Annotated in this window: 22 protein-coding genes; 10 read left to right on the top strand and 12 right to left on the bottom strand. The window is 67.1% G+C overall.

The genetic code is table 11. The features are described from left to right. Positions 1–67 precede the first annotated feature (67 nt). Positions 68–388 (top strand): GYD domain-containing protein, encoded by a 321-nt coding sequence (locus AB0N24_RS12825; RefSeq protein ID WP_364124541.1) that lies wholly within the window; start codon positions 68–70, stop codon positions 386–388. Between the two features lie 31 nt (positions 389–419). Here AB0N24_RS12825 and AB0N24_RS12820 read toward each other — a convergent pair whose 3' ends face one another. Beyond that, positions 420–866 (bottom strand): MarR family transcriptional regulator, encoded by a 447-nt coding sequence (locus AB0N24_RS12820; RefSeq protein WP_364124538.1) that lies wholly within the window; start codon positions 864–866, stop codon positions 420–422. A 61-nt stretch (positions 867–927) separates the two neighbouring features. Here AB0N24_RS12820 and AB0N24_RS12815 point away from each other — a divergent pair, with 61 nt between their 5' ends. After that, complete coding sequence (locus tag AB0N24_RS12815) at positions 928–1,296, top strand: VOC family protein (RefSeq protein ID WP_364124535.1); 369 nt, start codon at positions 928–930, stop codon at positions 1,294–1,296. 92 nt (positions 1,297–1,388) lie between these two features. Here AB0N24_RS12815 and AB0N24_RS12810 read toward each other — a convergent pair whose 3' ends face one another. The 4 genes from AB0N24_RS12810 to AB0N24_RS12795 form a co-directional block, all read right to left on the bottom strand. Beyond that, positions 1,389–2,147 carry a maleylpyruvate isomerase family mycothiol-dependent enzyme gene (locus AB0N24_RS12810; RefSeq protein WP_364124532.1) on the bottom strand — a complete coding sequence of 253 codons (759 nt, stop codon included), beginning with the start codon at positions 2,145–2,147 and terminating at the stop codon, positions 1,389–1,391. Continuing rightward, on the bottom strand, positions 2,147–2,980 hold the full coding sequence (locus AB0N24_RS12805; protein ID WP_364124529.1) for a fumarylacetoacetate hydrolase family protein: 834 nt from the start codon (positions 2,978–2,980) through the stop codon (positions 2,147–2,149). Before AB0N24_RS12805 ends, AB0N24_RS12810 begins: the two co-directional genes overlap by 1 nt. Next, the gene (locus tag AB0N24_RS12800) at positions 2,980–4,110 is read right to left on the bottom strand and encodes a cupin domain-containing protein (RefSeq protein ID WP_364124526.1); all 1,131 of its coding nucleotides are present in this window, start codon (positions 4,108–4,110) and stop codon (positions 2,980–2,982) included. The genes AB0N24_RS12805 and AB0N24_RS12800 overlap by 1 nt, the downstream gene beginning before the upstream one ends. 132 nt (positions 4,111–4,242) lie before the next feature. After that, entirely contained in the window at positions 4,243–5,064 is an 822-nt protein-coding gene (locus AB0N24_RS12795; protein ID WP_364124524.1) for an IclR family transcriptional regulator, read from the bottom strand. 48 nt (positions 5,065–5,112) lie between these two features. On the opposite strand from AB0N24_RS12795, the gene AB0N24_RS12790 reads away from it, so the two are divergent. Both AB0N24_RS12790 and AB0N24_RS12785 read left to right on the top strand, forming a co-directional pair. After that, the gene (locus tag AB0N24_RS12790) at positions 5,113–6,462 is read left to right on the top strand and encodes an aromatic acid/H+ symport family MFS transporter (RefSeq protein WP_364124521.1); all 1,350 of its coding nucleotides are present in this window, start codon (positions 5,113–5,115) and stop codon (positions 6,460–6,462) included. Continuing rightward, positions 6,455–7,711, top strand: a complete 1,257-nt coding sequence (locus tag AB0N24_RS12785; protein ID WP_364124518.1) for an FAD-dependent oxidoreductase — start codon at positions 6,455–6,457, stop codon at positions 7,709–7,711. The genes AB0N24_RS12790 and AB0N24_RS12785 overlap by 8 nt, the downstream gene beginning before the upstream one ends. Before the next feature lie 51 nt (positions 7,712–7,762). Here AB0N24_RS12785 and AB0N24_RS12780 read toward each other — a convergent pair whose 3' ends face one another. Beyond that, positions 7,763–8,140 (bottom strand): MarR family transcriptional regulator, encoded by a 378-nt coding sequence (locus tag AB0N24_RS12780; protein WP_364124515.1) that lies wholly within the window; start codon positions 8,138–8,140, stop codon positions 7,763–7,765. Between the two features lie 84 nt (positions 8,141–8,224). On the opposite strand from AB0N24_RS12780, the gene AB0N24_RS12775 reads away from it, so the two are divergent. Continuing rightward, on the top strand, positions 8,225–9,691 hold the full coding sequence (locus tag AB0N24_RS12775; RefSeq protein ID WP_364124512.1) for an MFS transporter: 1,467 nt from the start codon (positions 8,225–8,227) through the stop codon (positions 9,689–9,691). Between the two features lie 81 nt (positions 9,692–9,772). Here AB0N24_RS12775 and AB0N24_RS12770 read toward each other — a convergent pair whose 3' ends face one another. Then, on the bottom strand, positions 9,773–10,240 hold the full coding sequence (locus AB0N24_RS12770; RefSeq protein WP_364124510.1) for an ATP-binding protein: 468 nt from the start codon (positions 10,238–10,240) through the stop codon (positions 9,773–9,775). A 237-nt stretch (positions 10,241–10,477) separates the two neighbouring features. Between AB0N24_RS12770 and AB0N24_RS12765 the strand changes: the two genes are divergently transcribed. Then, entirely contained in the window at positions 10,478–10,654 is a 177-nt protein-coding gene (locus AB0N24_RS12765; protein WP_364124507.1) for a hypothetical protein, read from the top strand. A 38-nt stretch (positions 10,655–10,692) separates the two neighbouring features. Here the strand turns inward: AB0N24_RS12765 and AB0N24_RS12760 are convergent, their stop codons facing one another. From AB0N24_RS12760 to AB0N24_RS12745, 4 genes are all read right to left on the bottom strand, one after another. Further along, entirely contained in the window at positions 10,693–11,046 is a 354-nt protein-coding gene (locus tag AB0N24_RS12760) for a DUF202 domain-containing protein (RefSeq protein WP_364124504.1), read from the bottom strand. Further along, positions 11,043–11,444: a DUF202 domain-containing protein gene (locus tag AB0N24_RS12755; RefSeq protein WP_364124501.1), complete on the bottom strand. Its 402-nt coding sequence runs from the start codon at positions 11,442–11,444 to the stop codon at positions 11,043–11,045. The genes AB0N24_RS12760 and AB0N24_RS12755 overlap by 4 nt, the downstream gene beginning before the upstream one ends. Before the next feature lie 139 nt (positions 11,445–11,583). Beyond that, on the bottom strand, positions 11,584–12,048 hold the full coding sequence (locus tag AB0N24_RS12750) for a hypothetical protein (protein ID WP_364124498.1): 465 nt from the start codon (positions 12,046–12,048) through the stop codon (positions 11,584–11,586). 142 nt (positions 12,049–12,190) lie between these two features. Then, positions 12,191–12,514: a DUF1508 domain-containing protein gene (locus AB0N24_RS12745; protein WP_364124495.1), complete on the bottom strand. Its 324-nt coding sequence runs from the start codon at positions 12,512–12,514 to the stop codon at positions 12,191–12,193. Positions 12,515–12,890: 376 nt separating this feature from the next. Between AB0N24_RS12745 and AB0N24_RS12740 the strand changes: the two genes are divergently transcribed. From AB0N24_RS12740 to AB0N24_RS12725, 4 genes are all read left to right on the top strand, one after another. Continuing rightward, positions 12,891–13,307, top strand: a complete 417-nt coding sequence (locus AB0N24_RS12740) for an isochorismatase family protein (protein ID WP_364124492.1) — start codon at positions 12,891–12,893, stop codon at positions 13,305–13,307. A 108-nt stretch (positions 13,308–13,415) separates the two neighbouring features. Next, positions 13,416–14,519 (top strand): FAD-dependent oxidoreductase, encoded by a 1,104-nt coding sequence (locus tag AB0N24_RS12735; protein ID WP_364124489.1) that lies wholly within the window; start codon positions 13,416–13,418, stop codon positions 14,517–14,519. A gap of 56 nt (positions 14,520–14,575) precedes the next feature. Then, the gene (locus AB0N24_RS12730; RefSeq protein ID WP_364124487.1) at positions 14,576–15,136 is read left to right on the top strand and encodes a hypothetical protein; all 561 of its coding nucleotides are present in this window, start codon (positions 14,576–14,578) and stop codon (positions 15,134–15,136) included. Between the two features lie 9 nt (positions 15,137–15,145). After that, the gene (locus AB0N24_RS12725; RefSeq protein WP_364124484.1) at positions 15,146–15,298 is read left to right on the top strand and encodes a hypothetical protein; all 153 of its coding nucleotides are present in this window, start codon (positions 15,146–15,148) and stop codon (positions 15,296–15,298) included. On the opposite strand, the gene AB0N24_RS12720 is transcribed toward AB0N24_RS12725, so the two are convergent. After that, a complete protein-coding gene (locus AB0N24_RS12720; RefSeq protein WP_364124671.1) occupies positions 15,295–16,272 on the bottom strand; it encodes a LacI family DNA-binding transcriptional regulator in 978 nt (325 codons plus the stop codon). The two genes, AB0N24_RS12725 and AB0N24_RS12720, sit on opposite strands and share 4 nt — an antisense overlap. Between the last annotated feature and the right edge of the window lie 27 nt (positions 16,273–16,299).

The following is a 16,299-nucleotide window of genomic DNA, read 5'->3' as shown; positions in this document are numbered from 1 at the left end:
AATCATCCGATGTTCTGGGCGTGCGGAATGGTTCGTGTTCTGGGCACAAGCAGAACGGGAGTCAGCCATGACCAAGTATTTTTTCCAAGCAAACTATGTGGGCCAGGGAATCAAAGGCCTGATGCAAGAGGGCGGGTCCAAGCGTCGGGACGCGGTGGTTAAGGCCCTGGATTCCGTTGGCGGATCACTGGAATGCATCTACTACGCGTTCGGGGAGACGGACGTCCTGGGGGTTCTCGAAATTCCCGATCAGCCCAGTGCCGTGGCCCTTTCCCTGATGATCAATTCCACCGGCGCCGTGAACCTGCACCTCACGCCGCTCATGACGCCGGAGGATATCGACGCAGCAATGGGCAAGACACCTGCCTACCGGGCTCCCGGTCAGTAACTGGTCCGTCCGGGGGTCCGTTTGCAGCCGGTCAGGATTCGGCAAGGGACCTGACGCACGATGCGAGCAGGTCCCGCAATTGCTGTTGTTGGGTGATGGTGAGCCCCCGACCCATTTGAGTCTCCACGGTCCTGGCAGCGGCACTGGCGGCCTGCAGCCGCTCCCGGCCCAGCGGCGTGAGCTGGACGGGAAGGGCCCGGCCGGCGGAGGGCTTATCAGGCCGGGAGACGAGTCGATCCCGTTCCAGCGACTGCAGCAGGACGTTCATCGACTGTCGGGATACGAAGGCGCCGCGGGCCAGGTCGGAGTTGGAGAGACCGGGGCGCTGGGCGAGGAGCTCAAGGCATGCGTACTGCGGCACCGTCATCCCCAGCGGACGCAGGGCAGCATCCATCCCGGCCCGCAGCACATTGTGCGCCTGTTTGAGGAGGTAGCCCAGGGAAGTATCCAGGTCCACTCCAACGCCGTCTTGACTCATGTCAATATTCTGACATACGTTGGTGCATGTCAATGTACTGACATAACGAGGAGGCACTTCCATGGCTGCTATTGGTCCCGATTTCATTTCCCTGCAGGTGCGCGATTTGGAGCGCTCGGCGGCGTTCTACGAACAGCACTTAGGGCTTGCGCGATCCAAGGCCGGCCCGCCGCACGCTGCCGTCTTCGACACGCACCCTGTTTCGTTCGCGGTGCGCGAACCGGTACTGGGAACCAGCCTCGACACAGTCCCCCAGCCAGGAGAAGGCATTGCGCTCTGGCTCCGTGCGACGGACGCCCAGCAGCTTCATGATGATCTTGCCGCGCTCGGCACCCCGATCACCTCGGCGCCGTTCGACGGGCCCTTCGGGCGCACGTTCACCTTCGCCGATCCGGACGGGTACAGGATCACGATCCACGACGGTGTCTGACGGGAACCGTCCGGATCGCTCGCGGACGACCAGAAGGCCCCCTCGCTGAGGGGGCCTTTCCGTCCGTTGCCGGAATCATGCCGAAGACGGGCTCAGATCCACTTGGGCGCGGCGGGCACCGCGCCATTTGGGACTGCTGCGCCGGGCCCAGTGGCGGTGACGTCCCGGGTGCCGCGGCCTGCGGCCCATTCGGCGACGGCGGCCAGGGTGCCGGTGACCACGGTGGGGGAGTCCGACGTCGTGTCCCCGAACGTGAGATCGCGGTCAGTCACCTTAACAACCAGGTCCTTATCGGTGCCGCGGGTGTGCCAGGCGCCGGTGATGTCGTTCAGGAGCCGTTCCAGTACGGGTTCCGGGATGTCGGTGAAGGTGGCGCCGTTGGCGAGGTCGACGGCGTGGATCCAGACTTCGCGGGTGCGCATCCAGACGGTTTCCTCGGCCGGGACGGTCCGGCCCTGGGCCGTTTTGACCTTGTGGTGCCAGGCCTCTGCCGGGAGGTCGCGCCATTCGACGTTCAGGTGCACCGCGGAGTGGTCGAAAAGGTGCCGCAACGCTATCGGCGAGAGCGTGGCCCCGAACTCGATCTCGTGGTTCCGGGCCTCCGGGGAGGCATACATCGGTGTCTCCACCCCGGTTCCCGCCCACTCAACCAGCCGCGCGATGGCGCGGGCGTTGTAGCCGATGTGCGCGGTGAGGTGGCGGCGGGTCCAGCCCGGCAGCAGCGAATCGCCGTCGAGGTCCGCGTCGGTGAGTTCGTTGAGCTTGCGGGCGAAGAACGCCGTGCCCCGGCGCGCCTGCAGCAGTGCCTCCAGGAGCTCCGGGTCCGTCGTCTGGTCCTGGCGGGCGACCATCAGGCTTCCTTGATGACGCGGTTCTTCAGCTGGCCCAGGCCCTCGATGGTGGTGACCAGGAGCTGGCCGTCCTGCAGGTACCGCTTGGGGTCCTGGGCGTGGCCCACCCCGCCCGGGGTGCCGGTGGCGATGACGTCGCCCGGGTTCAGGGTGATGATGGTGGAAATGTAGGAGACCAGGAACTCCGGGGTGAAGACGACGTCGTTGGTGGGGGTCTGCTGCTGGATCTCGCCGTTCACGGCGGTGGTCATGAGGCCGCCGCTGAACTCGTCCCTGGTGACCAGGGCGGGCCCGAACGGGGTGGACTTCTCCCAGGTCTTGCCCTGCAGCCACTGGACGGTGCGGAACTGGTAGTCGCGCATGGACACGTCGTTCAGGACGGCGTACCCGGCGATGTGCCCGGCGGCGTCCGCTTCGCTGATCCGGCGGCCCTTCTTGCCGATCACGACGGCGAGTTCGGACTCCCAGTCGACCGTGTCGGATTCCTGCGGCAGGGCCAGGTCATCGTTGGGGCCGATCAGGGATTCCCGGTACTTCGCGAACAGGGTGGGGTACTCCGGGACTTCCCGGCCCATTTCCTTGATGTGATTGCGGTAGTTGTGGCCCACGCAGATGATCTTCCCCGGGAAGGGGACGACGGCGTCGAGGTCCGCGCCGTCGAGCGGGTGCGTGGCGCCGGCCGCGGCCTTCGCGATCGCCTCCCAGTCCGGGGTGCGCAGGAGTTCGCCGACGTCGGCGAAGCCGTCGATTTCGGTCAGAATGTCGCCGTCCTGGCGCACGGCCTTGGTAACTGTTGTTCCCTCATTCGAGAGGCGGAGTGTCAGGAGTCTCATTACTTGTTGCGTCCTTCGGTGTAGGCGCGGCTGAAGTTCAGCCGTTCGAAAATGGGGGCGTCGCTGAAGCGGAAGAGATCGAATTCCATGTCTGCCTGCAGGGACCATTCCTGCCAGGAGGGGACGACGAAGAGGTCGCCCTTGGCCAGGGTCCTGGTCTCGCCGTTCAGGACCACGGTGCCGGTGCCTTCGAAGACCTGCCAGACGCTGGAGCCGACCTCCCGGACGGCTTCGGTGGCGGCACCGGCGCGGAGCCGGTGGAATTCGGCGCGGATGGTGGGCATCACGTCCCCGCCCGTGGTCGGGTTCGTGAAGCGGACCGCGGCGTGGCCCTGGGACACGGTGGCCGGGTGGCCCTCGTCCTCGAGCAGCAGCTGCTCGGCCAGGGCGCGGTCGGTGTGTTCCCAGCGGTACGCGGCGATGGGGGAGCTGACGGTGTCATCCATGCCCGAGAGCGGGCGCAGGCCCGGGTGGGCCCAGAGCCGCTCGGACCGGGAGATGTCCGGGGTGGCCTCGTCCGTGACGCGTTCGGTGCCGAACTCGAAGAAGCCGGCGTCGGCGTAGTGCACGAACGGGATGTCCAGGCCGTCGATCCAGGCCATCGGCTCGTCGGTGTCGTTGTGGTGGCCGTGGAAGTTCCAGCCCGGGGTGAGCAGGAAATCCCCGCGGGACATCCGCACCGGGTCCCCGTTCACCACGGTCCAGACGCCCTCGCCCTCGACGACGAAGCGGAACGCGTTCTGGGAGTGGCGGTGCTCCGGGGCGGTCTCGCGGGCCCCCAGGTACTGGATCGCCGCCCAGAGCGTCGGCGTGGCATACGGCGTACCGGCCAGGCCCGGGTTCGCCAGAGCGATCGCGCGGCGTTCCCCGCCGCGGCCAACGGGGACCAGGTCACCGGCGCGGGCGGCCAGGGGGTACAGATCGCTCCACCGCCAGACGTGGGGGACGGCCTTTGGCGACGGGACCATCGGCATCAGATCCGCGATCTCGGTCCACAGCGGGATCAGGTTCTCCCGGTCAAAATCCCGGTACAGCTCCTCCAGCTGGGCAGCTTCCTCCGGCGTCGGCTCCGGAGCAGCATGCCCCGCAGCCACTGATTCATGGGTCGTGTTCTCGGCGCTGATGGACACGTGGGCCTCCTCGATAGGTCAGAACAGTTCTTTGGCGTAGTTCGACCCTACGGATGCGGCAGTGTGACCCCCAGCATATTCTGCTGGTCAGAATTGTGTGTTCGAGCCCGAATTATCGGGACCGAAGGAGGTTCAGTCCGGCTCCGCCGGGTTGGCCGCGATATCGATCTCCAGCTGCCGGCAGGTTTCGCGCAGGGCGCCGACGAGTCCGGCGTCGAACACCCTGCGGAACCGGGTCGCGGGAGTGGCGACGCTGAGCGCGCCGACGACGTGCCCGTGCCGGTTGTGCAGGGCGATGCCGAGGGCGCTCACGCCCTCCTCCGTGCCTTCAAAGTTGGCCGCGAAACCGTTGGAGCGGATGGACTCAAGCTCGCGCAGGAACGCCGGGTACTCCGCCGCGGCAATGGTGTCCCCGCCGATTTCGGCATTGTTGCTGCGGAAGAGCTGCCCGATCATGGGGGGTTCCAGTTCGGCGAGCATGGCCTTGCCTCCGGAGGTCTTGTTGGCTGGCATGACCGTTCCCTGCCGGTCACCAACCCGCAACACGTTGCCACCTTCCACGGTGGCCAGGAACCGCACCTTCGTGCCCACCCGGACCATGAGGTTGACGGTCTCATTGAGCTGTGCCGACAGCAGCTCCATGTGCGGCTGGGCGAGTGAGCGGAGCAGCCTGGTCCAGCTCAGCCCGGCCGGCCCCACCCCCATCGCCGGACCCGGCACATAGCGGCGGTTTTCATCCTGCACGGCGAAGCCCCGGTAGACCAGCATCGCCAGGAGCCGGTGGGCGGTGGACGGGGCCACGCCAAGCTCCCCGGCGGCGTCCTTGAGCCGCAGCGCACCACCGTCCCGGAGCAGCTGCAGGAGCTGCAGCGCGTTATCCACTGCTTCGATGGAATACGTGGGCCGCTTCTGCACGGGCTTCCGGGACGTCTTGGACGATGGGATGTTCTGCACATCAGAATTCTATGGTGCTTACCATGCCGTGGCGCTGACAGTAGTGGGATGAATCACACACTTCCCGCTGCAGCGCCGCACGGGTCCTCGCCGGCCGCTCCTGCCCCCACTGCCGCTAACGGGTCCGCATCGAGGTTCTCCAAGGGCTCGGCGGCGGCCGTCCTCGTCTGCTGGCTGCTGGTGGTCTTCGACGGCTACGACCTCATCGTCTACGGCACCGTCCAATCCTCCCTGATCTCCGAGACCGGCTGGGGGCTGAGCAAGGCCACCGCCGGAACCATCGGATCCATGGCCTTCGTCGGCATGATGATCGGGGCGATCTTTGCCGGCCGGATGGCCGACTCCTGGGGCCGCCGCCGCACCATCCTGGGCTGCGCCGTCATTTTCTCGATCTTCACCATCCTTTGCGCCTTCGCGCCCAACGCAGCCGTCTTCGGCGCCCTGCGGCTCCTCGCCGGCATCGGGCTCGGCGGCCTGGTGCCGTCAGCGAACGCCCTCGTTGCCGAGCTGGTGCCCGCCAAATGGCGGTCCACCATTGCCACCCTGATGATGTCCGGCGTCCCGATCGGCGGATCCATCGCCGCGCTCGTCGGCATCCAGATGATCCCCGCCTTCGGCTGGGAGTCAATGTTCCTGGTGGCCGTGCTGGCCCTGGTGATCGTGGTGCCGCTCGGACTGAAATTCCTTCCGGAGACGCTGGCCCCGGTCATTGCCACCGACAAGGCCGCGAAGACAGCCGGCAAGGCCAGCGGGATCAGGGAACCGTCCGGGTTCAGTTCGCTGCTCCGCGCCCCGTACCTGGGGGTCAGCGTGCTGTTCGCGGTGGCGACGATTGCCACCCTCTTCGCCTGGTACGGGCTGGGCACCTGGCTGCCCAACCTCATGCAGCTGGCCGGTTACAACCTGGGCTCCGCCCTGACCTTCGCCCTGGCCCTCAACCTCGGGGCGGTGGCCGGCTCGGTCATCACGGCTTGGGCGGGCACCCGCTTCGGTCCGATTCCGACGGCGATCGCCGCCGCCGCCGTCGCCGCCGGGGCGCTCGTGGTCCTCGTGATCAGCCCGCCCGTCGGCGTCGTCTACTTCATGCTGGTCCTCGCCGGCGTGGGCACGCACGGCACGCAGTGCCTTATCATCGCCGCTGTCGCGAGCCACTATCCCGGCCATCTGCGGGGGACCGCGCTGGGCTGGGCCTTGGGGACGGGGCGCATCGGCGCCGTTGCCGCACCCCAGGTAGGCGGCCTCCTGCTGGCCGCCGGACTGGGCGTCAGTGCCAATTTCCTGGCCTTCGCCGGTGCAGCCGCCGTCGCCGCGGTCCTGCTGGCCGCCGTCGGCCTCAAACTCAAGTCCAAACTCTCAACCACACCCTCACTCTCACCAACAGGAGCAAGCAATGTCTGAGCACGCCACGTCCACCGATGTCCTCGTCATCGGAGGGGGGATGGCCGGACTGGCCGGAGCCCTCGCCCTGCGTGAAAACGGCGCCACCGTCACCCTCGTGGAACGGGCCCCTGAATTCGGCGAGGTCGGCGCCGGGCTGCAGATGGCCCCCAACGCCTCCCGCGTCCTGAAGCGCTGGGGCCTGCTGAAAAAGGCACTGGAAATCGGTGTCCAGCCCAAGCACCTGGTCTTCCGCGACGCCGTCACCGGCGAGGAGCTCACCCGCCAGACCCTCGGCGGGGAATTCGCCGAACGCTACGGTGCGCCGTACGTCGTGATCCACCGCAGCGACCTGCACCGCGTGCTGCTCGAGGGCTGCGAGGCGGCGGGCGTGAAGCTTGTCAACGACGTCATGGTCGAGAGTGTTGAAACCGTGAACGGCCGCGGCGTGGCCCACACCGCCGCCGGCGTGGACTATGAGGCCGACGTCGTGATCGGCGCCGACGGACTAAAGTCCACCCTGCGTCCGCTCGTGGCCAGCGACGAGCCGGTCTCGTCGGCCTACGTTGCCTACCGCGGCACCGTGCCGATCACCGAAAATACGCCGAAGGCCGACCTGGAGGACGTCATCGTCTACCTCGGACCGGACTGCCACCTGGTGCAGTATCCGCTGCGCAAGGGCGAACTGCTCAACACTGTGGCCGTCTTCAAGTCCCCTTCCTTCGCGCGCGGCGAAGAGCAGTACGGGGGAGTGGACGAGCTGGAGGCTGCGTATAAAGACTGTGTCCCGGCCGTTCAGGAAGCGCTGAAAAACCTGGGCACCGGCATGCGCTGGCCCATGTACGACCGCGACCCGATCGAAAACTGGGTCGCCGGCCGGATGGTGCTGATGGGCGACGCCGCGCATCCGATGCTCCAGTACCTCGCCCAGGGCGCCTGCCAGGCGCTCGAGGACGCAGCCGTGCTGCAGGACGCCAGTAACGGCACCGTGTTCACCCCGGACGGCGTGAACACGGGAGGCTGGGACGACGCCATCCGGGAATTCAACAACCTCCGTGCCGGCCGCACCGCCCGGGTCCAGCGCACGGCCCGCATCTGGGGCGAATCCTGGCACGTTTCCGGACTGGCGCGGACGCTGCGCAACCTGCTCTTCAAGAGCCGGAAGGACAACGATTTCCAGTACAACGACTGGCTGTACGGCCAGGAGGGCGACGGCGTGCCGGCCGTTGAGGCGGGTCCCGCCAGGCTGGCGGACCGAATTTCTGCCTGATTCTGCGGTACCCGGCGGCCTCGCACAGAGGCAGTTGGGGGCGCCCGCGTCCTAGTCCAGGTTTTCCTTGAGCAGGGCGCGGTGTTCGACGGCGGCCTCGCCGTGAAGGGTGCGGCCGGCGTCGGTGAGCTCCAGGAACAGGGAGCGCCGGTCGTCTTCGCAGGAATGGCGGGCGATGAGGCCGGCTTTCTCAAGCCTGTCCACCACCTTGGACATGGCGCTCTGGGTCATGGGGGTGCGCTCACCGAGCTGCTTCATCCGGCACGCGGCGTCCGTGCTGTCGGCCACCAGGTCCAGGATTTCAAACTCGGTCAGGCCAATGCTGAACCGCGCTTCCAAGGCACGGTCGAGCGCGCCTGCGGTGCGGAAATACGTGTTCTGGATGCTGCGCCATTGCTCAACCAGCTGTTGGTCCTGCGGTGTTGCCATGCAGCGATTCTAGTTCATGACGAATTAAAAGTCCACGTCATAATATTCCTTGTCATTCAATGACGCGTCATATAAGTTGTTGCCATGACTTCAACTTCCACCCTTGAAAGAGCTGCCGGAGACCGGCTTGCACCTGTGCAATGGACCCGAGCGCAATGGATGCTCCTCCTGGTCCTGTGCACCGTCCTGGCACTCGACGCACTGGACGTATCAATGGTCGGTGTGGCGCTGCCCTCGATCGGCGCGGAACTCCACCTCGGAACCGAATCCCTCCAATGGATCGTCTCCGCCTACGTGCTCGGCTACGGAAGCCTGCTTCTGCTGGGCGGCCGAATGGCGGACCTGCTCGGCCGGAGGCGGATCTTCCTTATCGCGCTCAGCGTCTTCGCTGCGGCCTCCCTGCTGGGCGGGCTGGTGGACGACCCCGCCCTCCTCATTGCCACCCGTTTCGTCAAGGGCCTGGCCGCCGCGTTCACGGCTCCCGCCGGCTTCTCGATCATCACTACCAACTTCGCGGAAGGCCGCGAACGCAACCGCGCAGTGTCCATCTTCACGACCTTCGGCGCCAGCGGCTTCTCCCTCGGCCTGGTCGTGGGAGGCCTTATGACTGCCCTGAGCTGGCGCTGGACGTTCCTGGTTTCGGTGCCTGTGGCGGTCGCCGTCGTGATCCTTGGACTGAAGTACATCCCCCGGGACTCCGCCGCAGGCAAGGAGCAGGACAGCGGGCATGACGTCTGGGGTGCCGTCACGCTCGCGGCCGGCATGCTGGGGCTGGTCTACACGCTGGTTTCGGCACCCGGGAACGGCTGGGGATCTGTGGCAACTATCGCCGGATTCGTGGCCTCCGCAGCGGTGCTGGCAGCGTTCGCCGTGATCGAAAACCGCGTCAAACACCCGCTGATCCGGTTCAGCATCCTCAAGGAAGGCTGGGTGGCCCGGGCCAACCTCAGTGCCGTGGGGCTGTTCGGCTCGTATCTGAGCTTCCAGTTCATCCTGACGCTCTACCTGCAGTCCGTCCTGGGATGGAGCCCGCTCGGCATGGCCCTGGCGCTGCTCCCGACTGGCCTGCTGGTTGCCTCGAGCGCACCCTTCGCGGACCGGCTCATCGACAGGTTTGGTGCTCCGCGGCTGATCCTGACGGGACTGGCGTCGTTGACGCTCGGCTACGTGCTGTTCCTTCGCGTGGGCACCTCGCCCAATTACGTAACGGATATTCTGCCCTCCGTCCTGTTGCTGGGCGTCGGTTTCGCACTCGCCTTCCCGTCCATCAACGTCCAGGCCACCGCAGGCATCCGGAACGCCGAGCAAGGACTGGCGGCAGGCCTGATCCAGACCAGTACGCAAGTGGGTGCCGCCCTGGTGCTGGCCGTCACGACGGCGATGGTCAGCGGTCACGGCAATGCGTCGGACCCGGGTGCCGCCGTGGATGCGGCAGCGATGCTGGAACAGTACCGCCCGGGTTTGATCCTGAGCGCAGCGGTGGCGGTGACCGCCCTCGTGATTGCCTCGGCACCGTCACGCCGGCGGAAGACGGCGACAACAGGCAGTTGAGTTTCCCGCCAGCCAGGACATGCACGAGTCCTGGCTGGTGCGGGCCGATTCGCGGCCGGTGCTTCGGATTCCTCTGGGCCGCTAGTCCAGGGGAAAGGTGATGGACACCATGGTGCCTTTGCCGGGGGCGGAATCAATCGAGATGGTACCGCCGGCTTCGTGGACGGCCATCGTCATCAGGCACACGCCGTACCCATGCTGCCTGCCCCCAAGGAGTTGGCTTTGGAAGCCGACGCCGTTGTCCGTGATGGTCAGCCGGACACCGTGGTAGACGGCTGACAGCCGGAGGGTCAGTTCGGTGGCCTGGGAGTATTTGAAGGCGTTGGTGAGTGTTTCCTGCGCGGCCTGATAGAGCAGCAGAGCGCAGGCTGCCGGTATCTCGACGCCATGGTGCGGTGTCTCCCAACGCACAAATACCCCGTTCCGGCGCAGGGGAATGGTCAGCCTGTCCATGCAGCCGGCGAGTCCCAAGGTGTGGAAGTCACTAGCTATGTCACCCGTAATGACGCCGGCGGCGGTACGTTCGTCCAGAGCTGCTGCTTGACTCACGGCTTTCCCTGCTTCCTTGCATCCCTTGCTGAGCATCCGCACACTTGGTCTGGCTGGATCGGTGCGACTGGAACAAGTCTCAGTTCCAAGCATCAAGAGTTCCGGCAGTTATCCGCAGTTCTCGTGCAAATTTCCGGCAGAATTAAGGCCAACGGTGCACCGGTCCGGGCCCGCGGCGGTCGGGGCGGCAGAGTGTCGAACCCCGCCACTGTCGGGGCCCTGCCGTAAACTCACCCGGTGGAAGATTCAAGCACCGACGGCAGTGCCAACACGGTGGTGATCCCGGTTTTGGAAGGTCAGACCTGCATTGGCGAGCTGCTTCCGGACTTCAATGACGTGTTGGGAATGACCCCGCCCGGGTGGGGCCCACCTGACGCCGACGGCTCCGCCGGCGGCCAGCTGCGCCTTTTCTGAGCATTCGGATCACGGCTGCACGAATCACGGTTCCGCCGTCAAGGCTGCAGCGGCAGGAACAGCACGGTGTAGATTCCCAACGCCGCGAGGATGACTACGCTGGCCGCGACGGCCGCCGTCGCCCTGATGTTCGGCGGCATGGCTTCCCGGGTGATTCCCCGGACGGCCCGGTGGAACCGGCGCTTCTGGGTGAGGTTGATGGCCAGGGCGGCAATTATGGCGCCCCCGACGAGTGTCCCGACGAACCAGCCGTGATGCGGCAGCCACCGCAGGAAGACTGCCGCAGCCACGACAAGTGCCATGGTGGTGCGGCTCCAGGCCAGATCCGTGCGTTCCGGCTGAAGGCCGGAATCGCCGTGCCGGTCCGCGTCGTGCCGGGCGGTCACGCTCACGCCGGCCGGGCGATGACGAACACCACCATGATGGCGGCCACGAGGGCACCGCCGATGGCCAGGACCGGGGCGATGAGGGGCAGCGGCAGCGGGGTTTTCGACCGCATGGCACGTTCCACGTTGAGCCACCGGAAGAAGGAGCCGCCGCCGATCACGAGCGCCAGGACCAGCAGCAGCACGGCAATCGTCTTGCGCAGTTCGGGTCCGAGGAGGTCGGCCATAAACGCCTCGACGGCGACGCCGCCGGCAAGCAAGGCCAGCGACGTGCGGATCCACGCAAGGAAGGTGCGTTCGTTCGCCAGGGTGAACCTCGGATCGGGTTCCGTGCCGCCGCGGAGGATCCGGGACGTGAAACGGTTCCTCGCCTCCGGCTCGCCGCCATTCGAATCTTCTGTCAACGTGGTCCTTCCGTGCACGGCTGGTTTGCCGGTGCTGCCCCCTATTGCCTACCACGTTTCCGCGTTCCGGTCAGGTGGGCCCGGACCGGCGTTTCCCCAGGAAGCCACGGCTGGAGGGGTCCCGGGTTTCTTCCGACGGTTAGGTAGCGTTGTACGGCGTGGGCACCGGACGGAAAGTTTTGGGCATTGTGGCGTTGTGGTCCGCCGTCGTCGTCAGCGTGTTGACGGTCGCGACGGCGGCAGCGGCGGAGCCCTGCCCCGCGGGCCAGGTTCCGCTCGGCGGAGGCGGGGTTTGCGTCCCGCTGAGCCCGCTGGTCCCCCGCCCGACGACGCCGGCACCGTCGCCCACAGTGACGCCGACGGCGGCGCCATCGCCCACGGAAACCTCGGCCCCCGCCCCGGGCCGGCCCGGCCCGGGCGCCACGGTGGTGGAGGTCATGCCCACGGCGGCCGGCAGCCAAACGCCGGAAAACAGCGAGAGCGATCCGGGCGCCGCGGGCACCGGGGGAGCCACGCCGTCGTCGTCCGCATCTCCTGCGGTGACGGCGTCGCAGGTCCCGGGCTCATCGGCTGGCGCCTCCCCGGGCAGTCCGGCAGTGGGCATGGCCGCACGGCAACAAGCGCCTCCCGGGACAACGATGACGGTGGCCGGATACCTGCTCGCGTTCGGCGGGATCATGCTCCTGACGTCATCGGGCGTCGGAATGCTGCGGCAGCGCCCCGGAGCTTGTTAGGCTGCGGGTTTCCTAGGCTGCGCCGGACCAGTGCGGCGCAGCCGCGGCCCGGCGTGCCGTCGCATGGATGCGGACGGCATCCACCGTTGCCCGCCGCGGTTCGCAGACCGGAGGAACCGGGACTGCCAGCAGGGCAGCCGGCACCGGGACGCCGGCCGGGCAAAGGTCGCTGATCAGTCCCATGCCCGCACATTCGCGGACCGCCTCGATGCCTGCCACTGCCGCCGCTTTGTCGCTGAACGCAGCCGACACAGCCAGTTCTTTTCCGTCCGGGGCGGTGAGCCGGAACCGGTACTGGGCCGCTGCGTCAACGAAAACTTCAAACTTGCCGGCCATAACTAATCCTTCCGGTCGGCGGAGCCCGTCCCCCGGCGGCTTCGCCGCGCACAGGCCGAACGCATCTCTGCGAACATCTTCCGCTGGTCTGGTCGAACGATCAGAATTGATCGGTTCATCAAGTGCTTCAAGTCTGTCGTGGTCCCTTGTACCCTCACAAGACCGATCAAGTTAAGCCCACGTAAAATGCATGCGACGGATGCCAAACCGGGATCCGTCCGCTTCGCAGAGGAGTTGTCATGACCAAACTGTCAGATCGACCCAACACCGCCTTGATGGTGATTGACGTGCAGAACGGCGTTGTGGCCGGGGTGCACCAGCGCGATGAGGTGGTGGCCAACATCGCTAGGCTCGTGGAAAAGCCCGCGCAGAAGGAGTGCCGATCGTCTGGGTCCAGCACTCGTCCGAGCAGCTGGCGAAGGGGAGCGAAGCCTGGGATTTCGTCCCGGAGCTGAAACGCCAGGAACCGGAACCGCTGGTGCACAAGCGGTTCGCGGACTCCTTCGAGGACACCGACCTGGAAGAGGTGCTGGCCGGGGCCGGGATCGGACGCCTGGTTGTGGCCGGTGCGCAGACGGACGAATGCATCCGGTCCACGATCCATGGGGCCTTTGTCCGCGGCTACGACGTGACGCTCGTTGGTGACGCGCACACCACCGAGGACCAGAGTGAGTGGGGCGCTCCGCCGCCGGACAGGGTCATCGCGCATACGAACCTCTACTGGAAGTACCACACGGCTCCGGGGCGGACTGCTGCGGTTGAGGACACAAAGGACGTGACTTTCGCGGGCTGAGGCGGACAACCGGGCCGCACGGACGCGGACCACCGGCCGGATTGGCAGAATAGGAACCGGCAACAGGCCTCAAGAGGAGGCGTCGGGACTGAGTTGGGTGGAGCTGTGGTGGAAGTTGACGTCGTTGTGGTCGGCGGAGGGGCGATGGGATCTGCTGCAGCGTGGCAGCTTTCCCGCCGCGGCCGGTCTGTTGTCCTTCTGGAGCAGTTCGAGCAGGGGCACCACATCGGTGCTTCCCATGGTGCGACCCGCAATTTCAACATGGCATACGCGGAGGCCGACTACCTCGACCTGGTTGCCGAGGCCAAGGATCTCTGGGACGGGCTCGCCGTCGAATCGGGCAGGCAGCTCCTGGACCTCGTGGGCCTGGTGAATCACGGCAACGTCAGCCGGCTGCAGGCCGTCCGCTCGGCGCACGCCGAGCGGGGCATCGAAAGCCACTTCATTCCGGCGTCGGAGGCGGCCAACCGCTGGCAGGGCATGAACTTCCGGGGCGACGTCCTGGTGGTTCCCGGCTCGGGGCGTGTCCGCGCCGCCGAGGCCCTGACGGCGCTGCGCCAGGCCGCGGAGGCACACGGCGCGCGCTTCGAGTATTCGACGCCGGTCCGTGACATCCGCGTCGCCGGCGACGACCGTGCCGTCGTCGTGACGGACTCAGCCGAGATCACCGCGCGCCGCGTTGTGGTCACCGCCGGTGCCTGGACCGGCAAGCTTGTGGGAAGCCTCGTCAGTCTTCCACAGCTCGTGGTGACCCAGGAGCAACCCGCGCATTTCACGCCGCTGGATGACTCGCTGGTCTGGCCCAGCTTCAACCACAACCCCGACCCGGACGATCCCCGGGACGCCTACTGGTACAGCCCGGTTTACGGAATGCTCACTCCGGGCGAGGGCATCAAGGCCGGCTGGCACGGCGTCGGGCCGGTGACCGACCCCGACGCCCGCAGCTTCACCCCCGAACCAGTCCAGCTGGAGGCGCTGGCGCGGTACGTCCGCGATTGGCTCCCGGGCGTTGATCCCGCATCGGCTGTGCCGATCAGCTGCACGTACACCAGCACCGCCAACGAGGACTTTGTGCTGGACCGCTTTGGCCCGGTTGTCGTCGGCGCCGGCTTCTCCGGGCACGGTTTCAAGTTCACTCCGGCAGTGGGCCGGGTGCTTGCAGACCTGGCCGACGGCGGTGCTGCACCGGCCCGCTTCACAGCCCGCCGTTAAGGCCTGGCCGGCGGTCAGCAGACCGGAATTCGCTGCAGAGGGTACCGTTGGATGACATGTGCAACGGTCGACTGGTTCTCTGCGTCCTCGCGGTGCTGTCCGTCGTCGCCGCCGGTATTCTGGCCTTGGCGGTGCCCGCAAGCGCCGCGCCGTGTCCTGACAAACAGGTTCCGGCCGCCGCTGGAGGGTTCTGCGTGAAAGGCGGCCCGCCTTCCCCGGCGCCCACATCTTCGGCGCCTTCCCCGGCTGAACCGGACAGCCCCGGACCCGGGCAGGGCGGAGCACGTCCCGCCGAAACCCGGCCCGGTGTCACCGGTTCCGACGTGGAAAGCGTGCCGTCCCAGGGAGCCGTGACCGGCCAGGGATCGTCGCCGACGCCCGCAACGTCCGCCGGAGCGCAGCCAGCCGCGGCCCTGGCTTCCCCGCCGGCAGTGACGCCTTCGCCGCTGTTCCGATCCGCCCGGACGTTGGCAGCGGCACCGCCGGGTTACAGCAGGGCTGAGCAGGGGACCGTCCCCGTGGCCGGATACCTGATTGCCATCGGCGGCGGGATGCTGCTGCTCTCCTCAGTTTTCGGTTTCATGAGGATCCGCCCCGGTGCCCAGGCCCGGTCATGATGTCAGCAAATGGGTCTCCTCGGGGCCCAGTACCGGCTGATTGAGGAGTATTCCAAATACCTCAACTACGCCGTCTATGCCGCGATTGCGGCCACCATTGCGTGGTTGTCGGTCAGGGCGTACCGGCGCCAGCGGGAGCGGGCCGGCCAGAACGGGCGCTAGGCTGTGGAGCCGCGGACGACCAGCGAACTCTCCAGCGTCACCTGCGGCTGCTCCAAGGGGCGGCCCTCCATGAGGAAGCGCAATTGTTCGCCCGCCTTCAGCCCCAGGGGAGTGGCAGGGAGGTGCACGCTGGTCAGGCTGGGATTGCTGGTCGCTGAATACGGCAGGTCGTCGAAGCCCGCCACCGCCAGTTCTTCGGGGATCCGGACTCCCGCGACGCGGGCTTCCTGAAGCACGCCATAGGCGTGCGTGTCGGTGCCGCACACGACGGCGGTGACACCGTGCCGCTGCCACTGCGGCCAAGCGACGGCGAATGCCCCGGCGGCCGCCCCGACGTCGATCGTGGTGCTGATGATGCATCCGGGCGGCACTGATATCCCGCGCTCCGTGGCTTCCTCGAGGAACGCGCTGCGCCTCACTTCGAAGGTGGCCGTGCCGGTCACGCTGTCCACGTAGGCAACACGCTTGTGTCCCGAAGCGGCCAGGTGCGCCGCCAGCTCCCGTGCGCCGTGTGCCACATCGAGGTTCACTGACGGGGCGTAGCCCTCCAGCCCCGGGGCGTCGAGCAGCACCAGGGGCCCGGCAGCGGACAGCTCTTCCAGGAACTCGGCGTTGGGGGCGTCCACCAGCAAGCCGGCGGGCCGGAGAGCCATCAGCCTCCGGACGTCATCGGCCTGGGGGAACTCGCCGGCGTCCGTGACGGACAGCAGCAGCTGGTAGTCGGAACCAAGGGATTCCCGCACGCCGGCGATCACTTTGGCAAAGAACGGGTTGGAAATATCCGGCGCCACCAGGATGACTATCGAGCTCACGCCCTTGGCCAGTGAGCTGCCAATGCCGTCCACCACATAGCCCAGCTCGGCGATGGCTTCGCGCACGCGCGAGATGTTGTCCGCGGACACGCGGCCGCGGGTCTTGCCGTTGGCCACCAGGGATACGGTGGCTGTCGACACCCCGGCGCGAGCGGCAACCATTGCCGCGGTAACCCTCGGCACCGCAGC

Source organism: Arthrobacter sp. NPDC093128 (genome assembly GCF_040683875.1).
Taxonomy (GTDB): domain Bacteria; phylum Actinomycetota; class Actinomycetes; order Actinomycetales; family Micrococcaceae; genus Arthrobacter.
The sequence above is the reverse complement of the archived record's forward strand: the minus strand, read 5'-3'. Positions and strand labels throughout refer to the sequence as shown.

Coding starts and splice junctions, on each gene's coding strand:
- AB0N24_RS12825 (WP_364124541.1), top strand. CDS start 68: ATGACCAAGTATTTTTTCCAAGCAAACTATGTGGGCCAGGGAATCAAA.
- AB0N24_RS12820 (WP_364124538.1), bottom strand. CDS start 866: ATGAGTCAAGACGGCGTTGGAGTGGACCTGGATACTTCCCTGGGCTAC.
- AB0N24_RS12815 (WP_364124535.1), top strand. CDS start 928: ATGGCTGCTATTGGTCCCGATTTCATTTCCCTGCAGGTGCGCGATTTG.
- AB0N24_RS12810 (WP_364124532.1), bottom strand. CDS start 2,147: ATGGTCGCCCGCCAGGACCAGACGACGGACCCGGAGCTCCTGGAGGCA.
- AB0N24_RS12805 (WP_364124529.1), bottom strand. CDS start 2,980: ATGAGACTCCTGACACTCCGCCTCTCGAATGAGGGAACAACAGTTACC.
- AB0N24_RS12790 (WP_364124521.1), top strand. CDS start 5,113: ATGAATCACACACTTCCCGCTGCAGCGCCGCACGGGTCCTCGCCGGCC.
- AB0N24_RS12785 (WP_364124518.1), top strand. CDS start 6,455: ATGTCTGAGCACGCCACGTCCACCGATGTCCTCGTCATCGGAGGGGGG.
- AB0N24_RS12780 (WP_364124515.1), bottom strand. CDS start 8,140: ATGGCAACACCGCAGGACCAACAGCTGGTTGAGCAATGGCGCAGCATC.
- AB0N24_RS12775 (WP_364124512.1), top strand. CDS start 8,225: ATGACTTCAACTTCCACCCTTGAAAGAGCTGCCGGAGACCGGCTTGCA.
- AB0N24_RS12750 (WP_364124498.1), bottom strand. CDS start 12,048: ATGCCCACTGCCGGACTGCCCGGGGAGGCGCCAGCCGATGAGCCCGGG.
- AB0N24_RS12745 (WP_364124495.1), bottom strand. CDS start 12,514: ATGGCCGGCAAGTTTGAAGTTTTCGTTGACGCAGCGGCCCAGTACCGG.
- AB0N24_RS12730 (WP_364124487.1), top strand. CDS start 14,576: ATGTGCAACGGTCGACTGGTTCTCTGCGTCCTCGCGGTGCTGTCCGTC.
- AB0N24_RS12725 (WP_364124484.1), top strand. CDS start 15,146: ATGGGTCTCCTCGGGGCCCAGTACCGGCTGATTGAGGAGTATTCCAAA.
- AB0N24_RS12720 (WP_364124671.1), bottom strand. CDS start 16,272: ATGGTTGCCGCTCGCGCCGGGGTGTCGACAGCCACCGTATCCCTGGTG.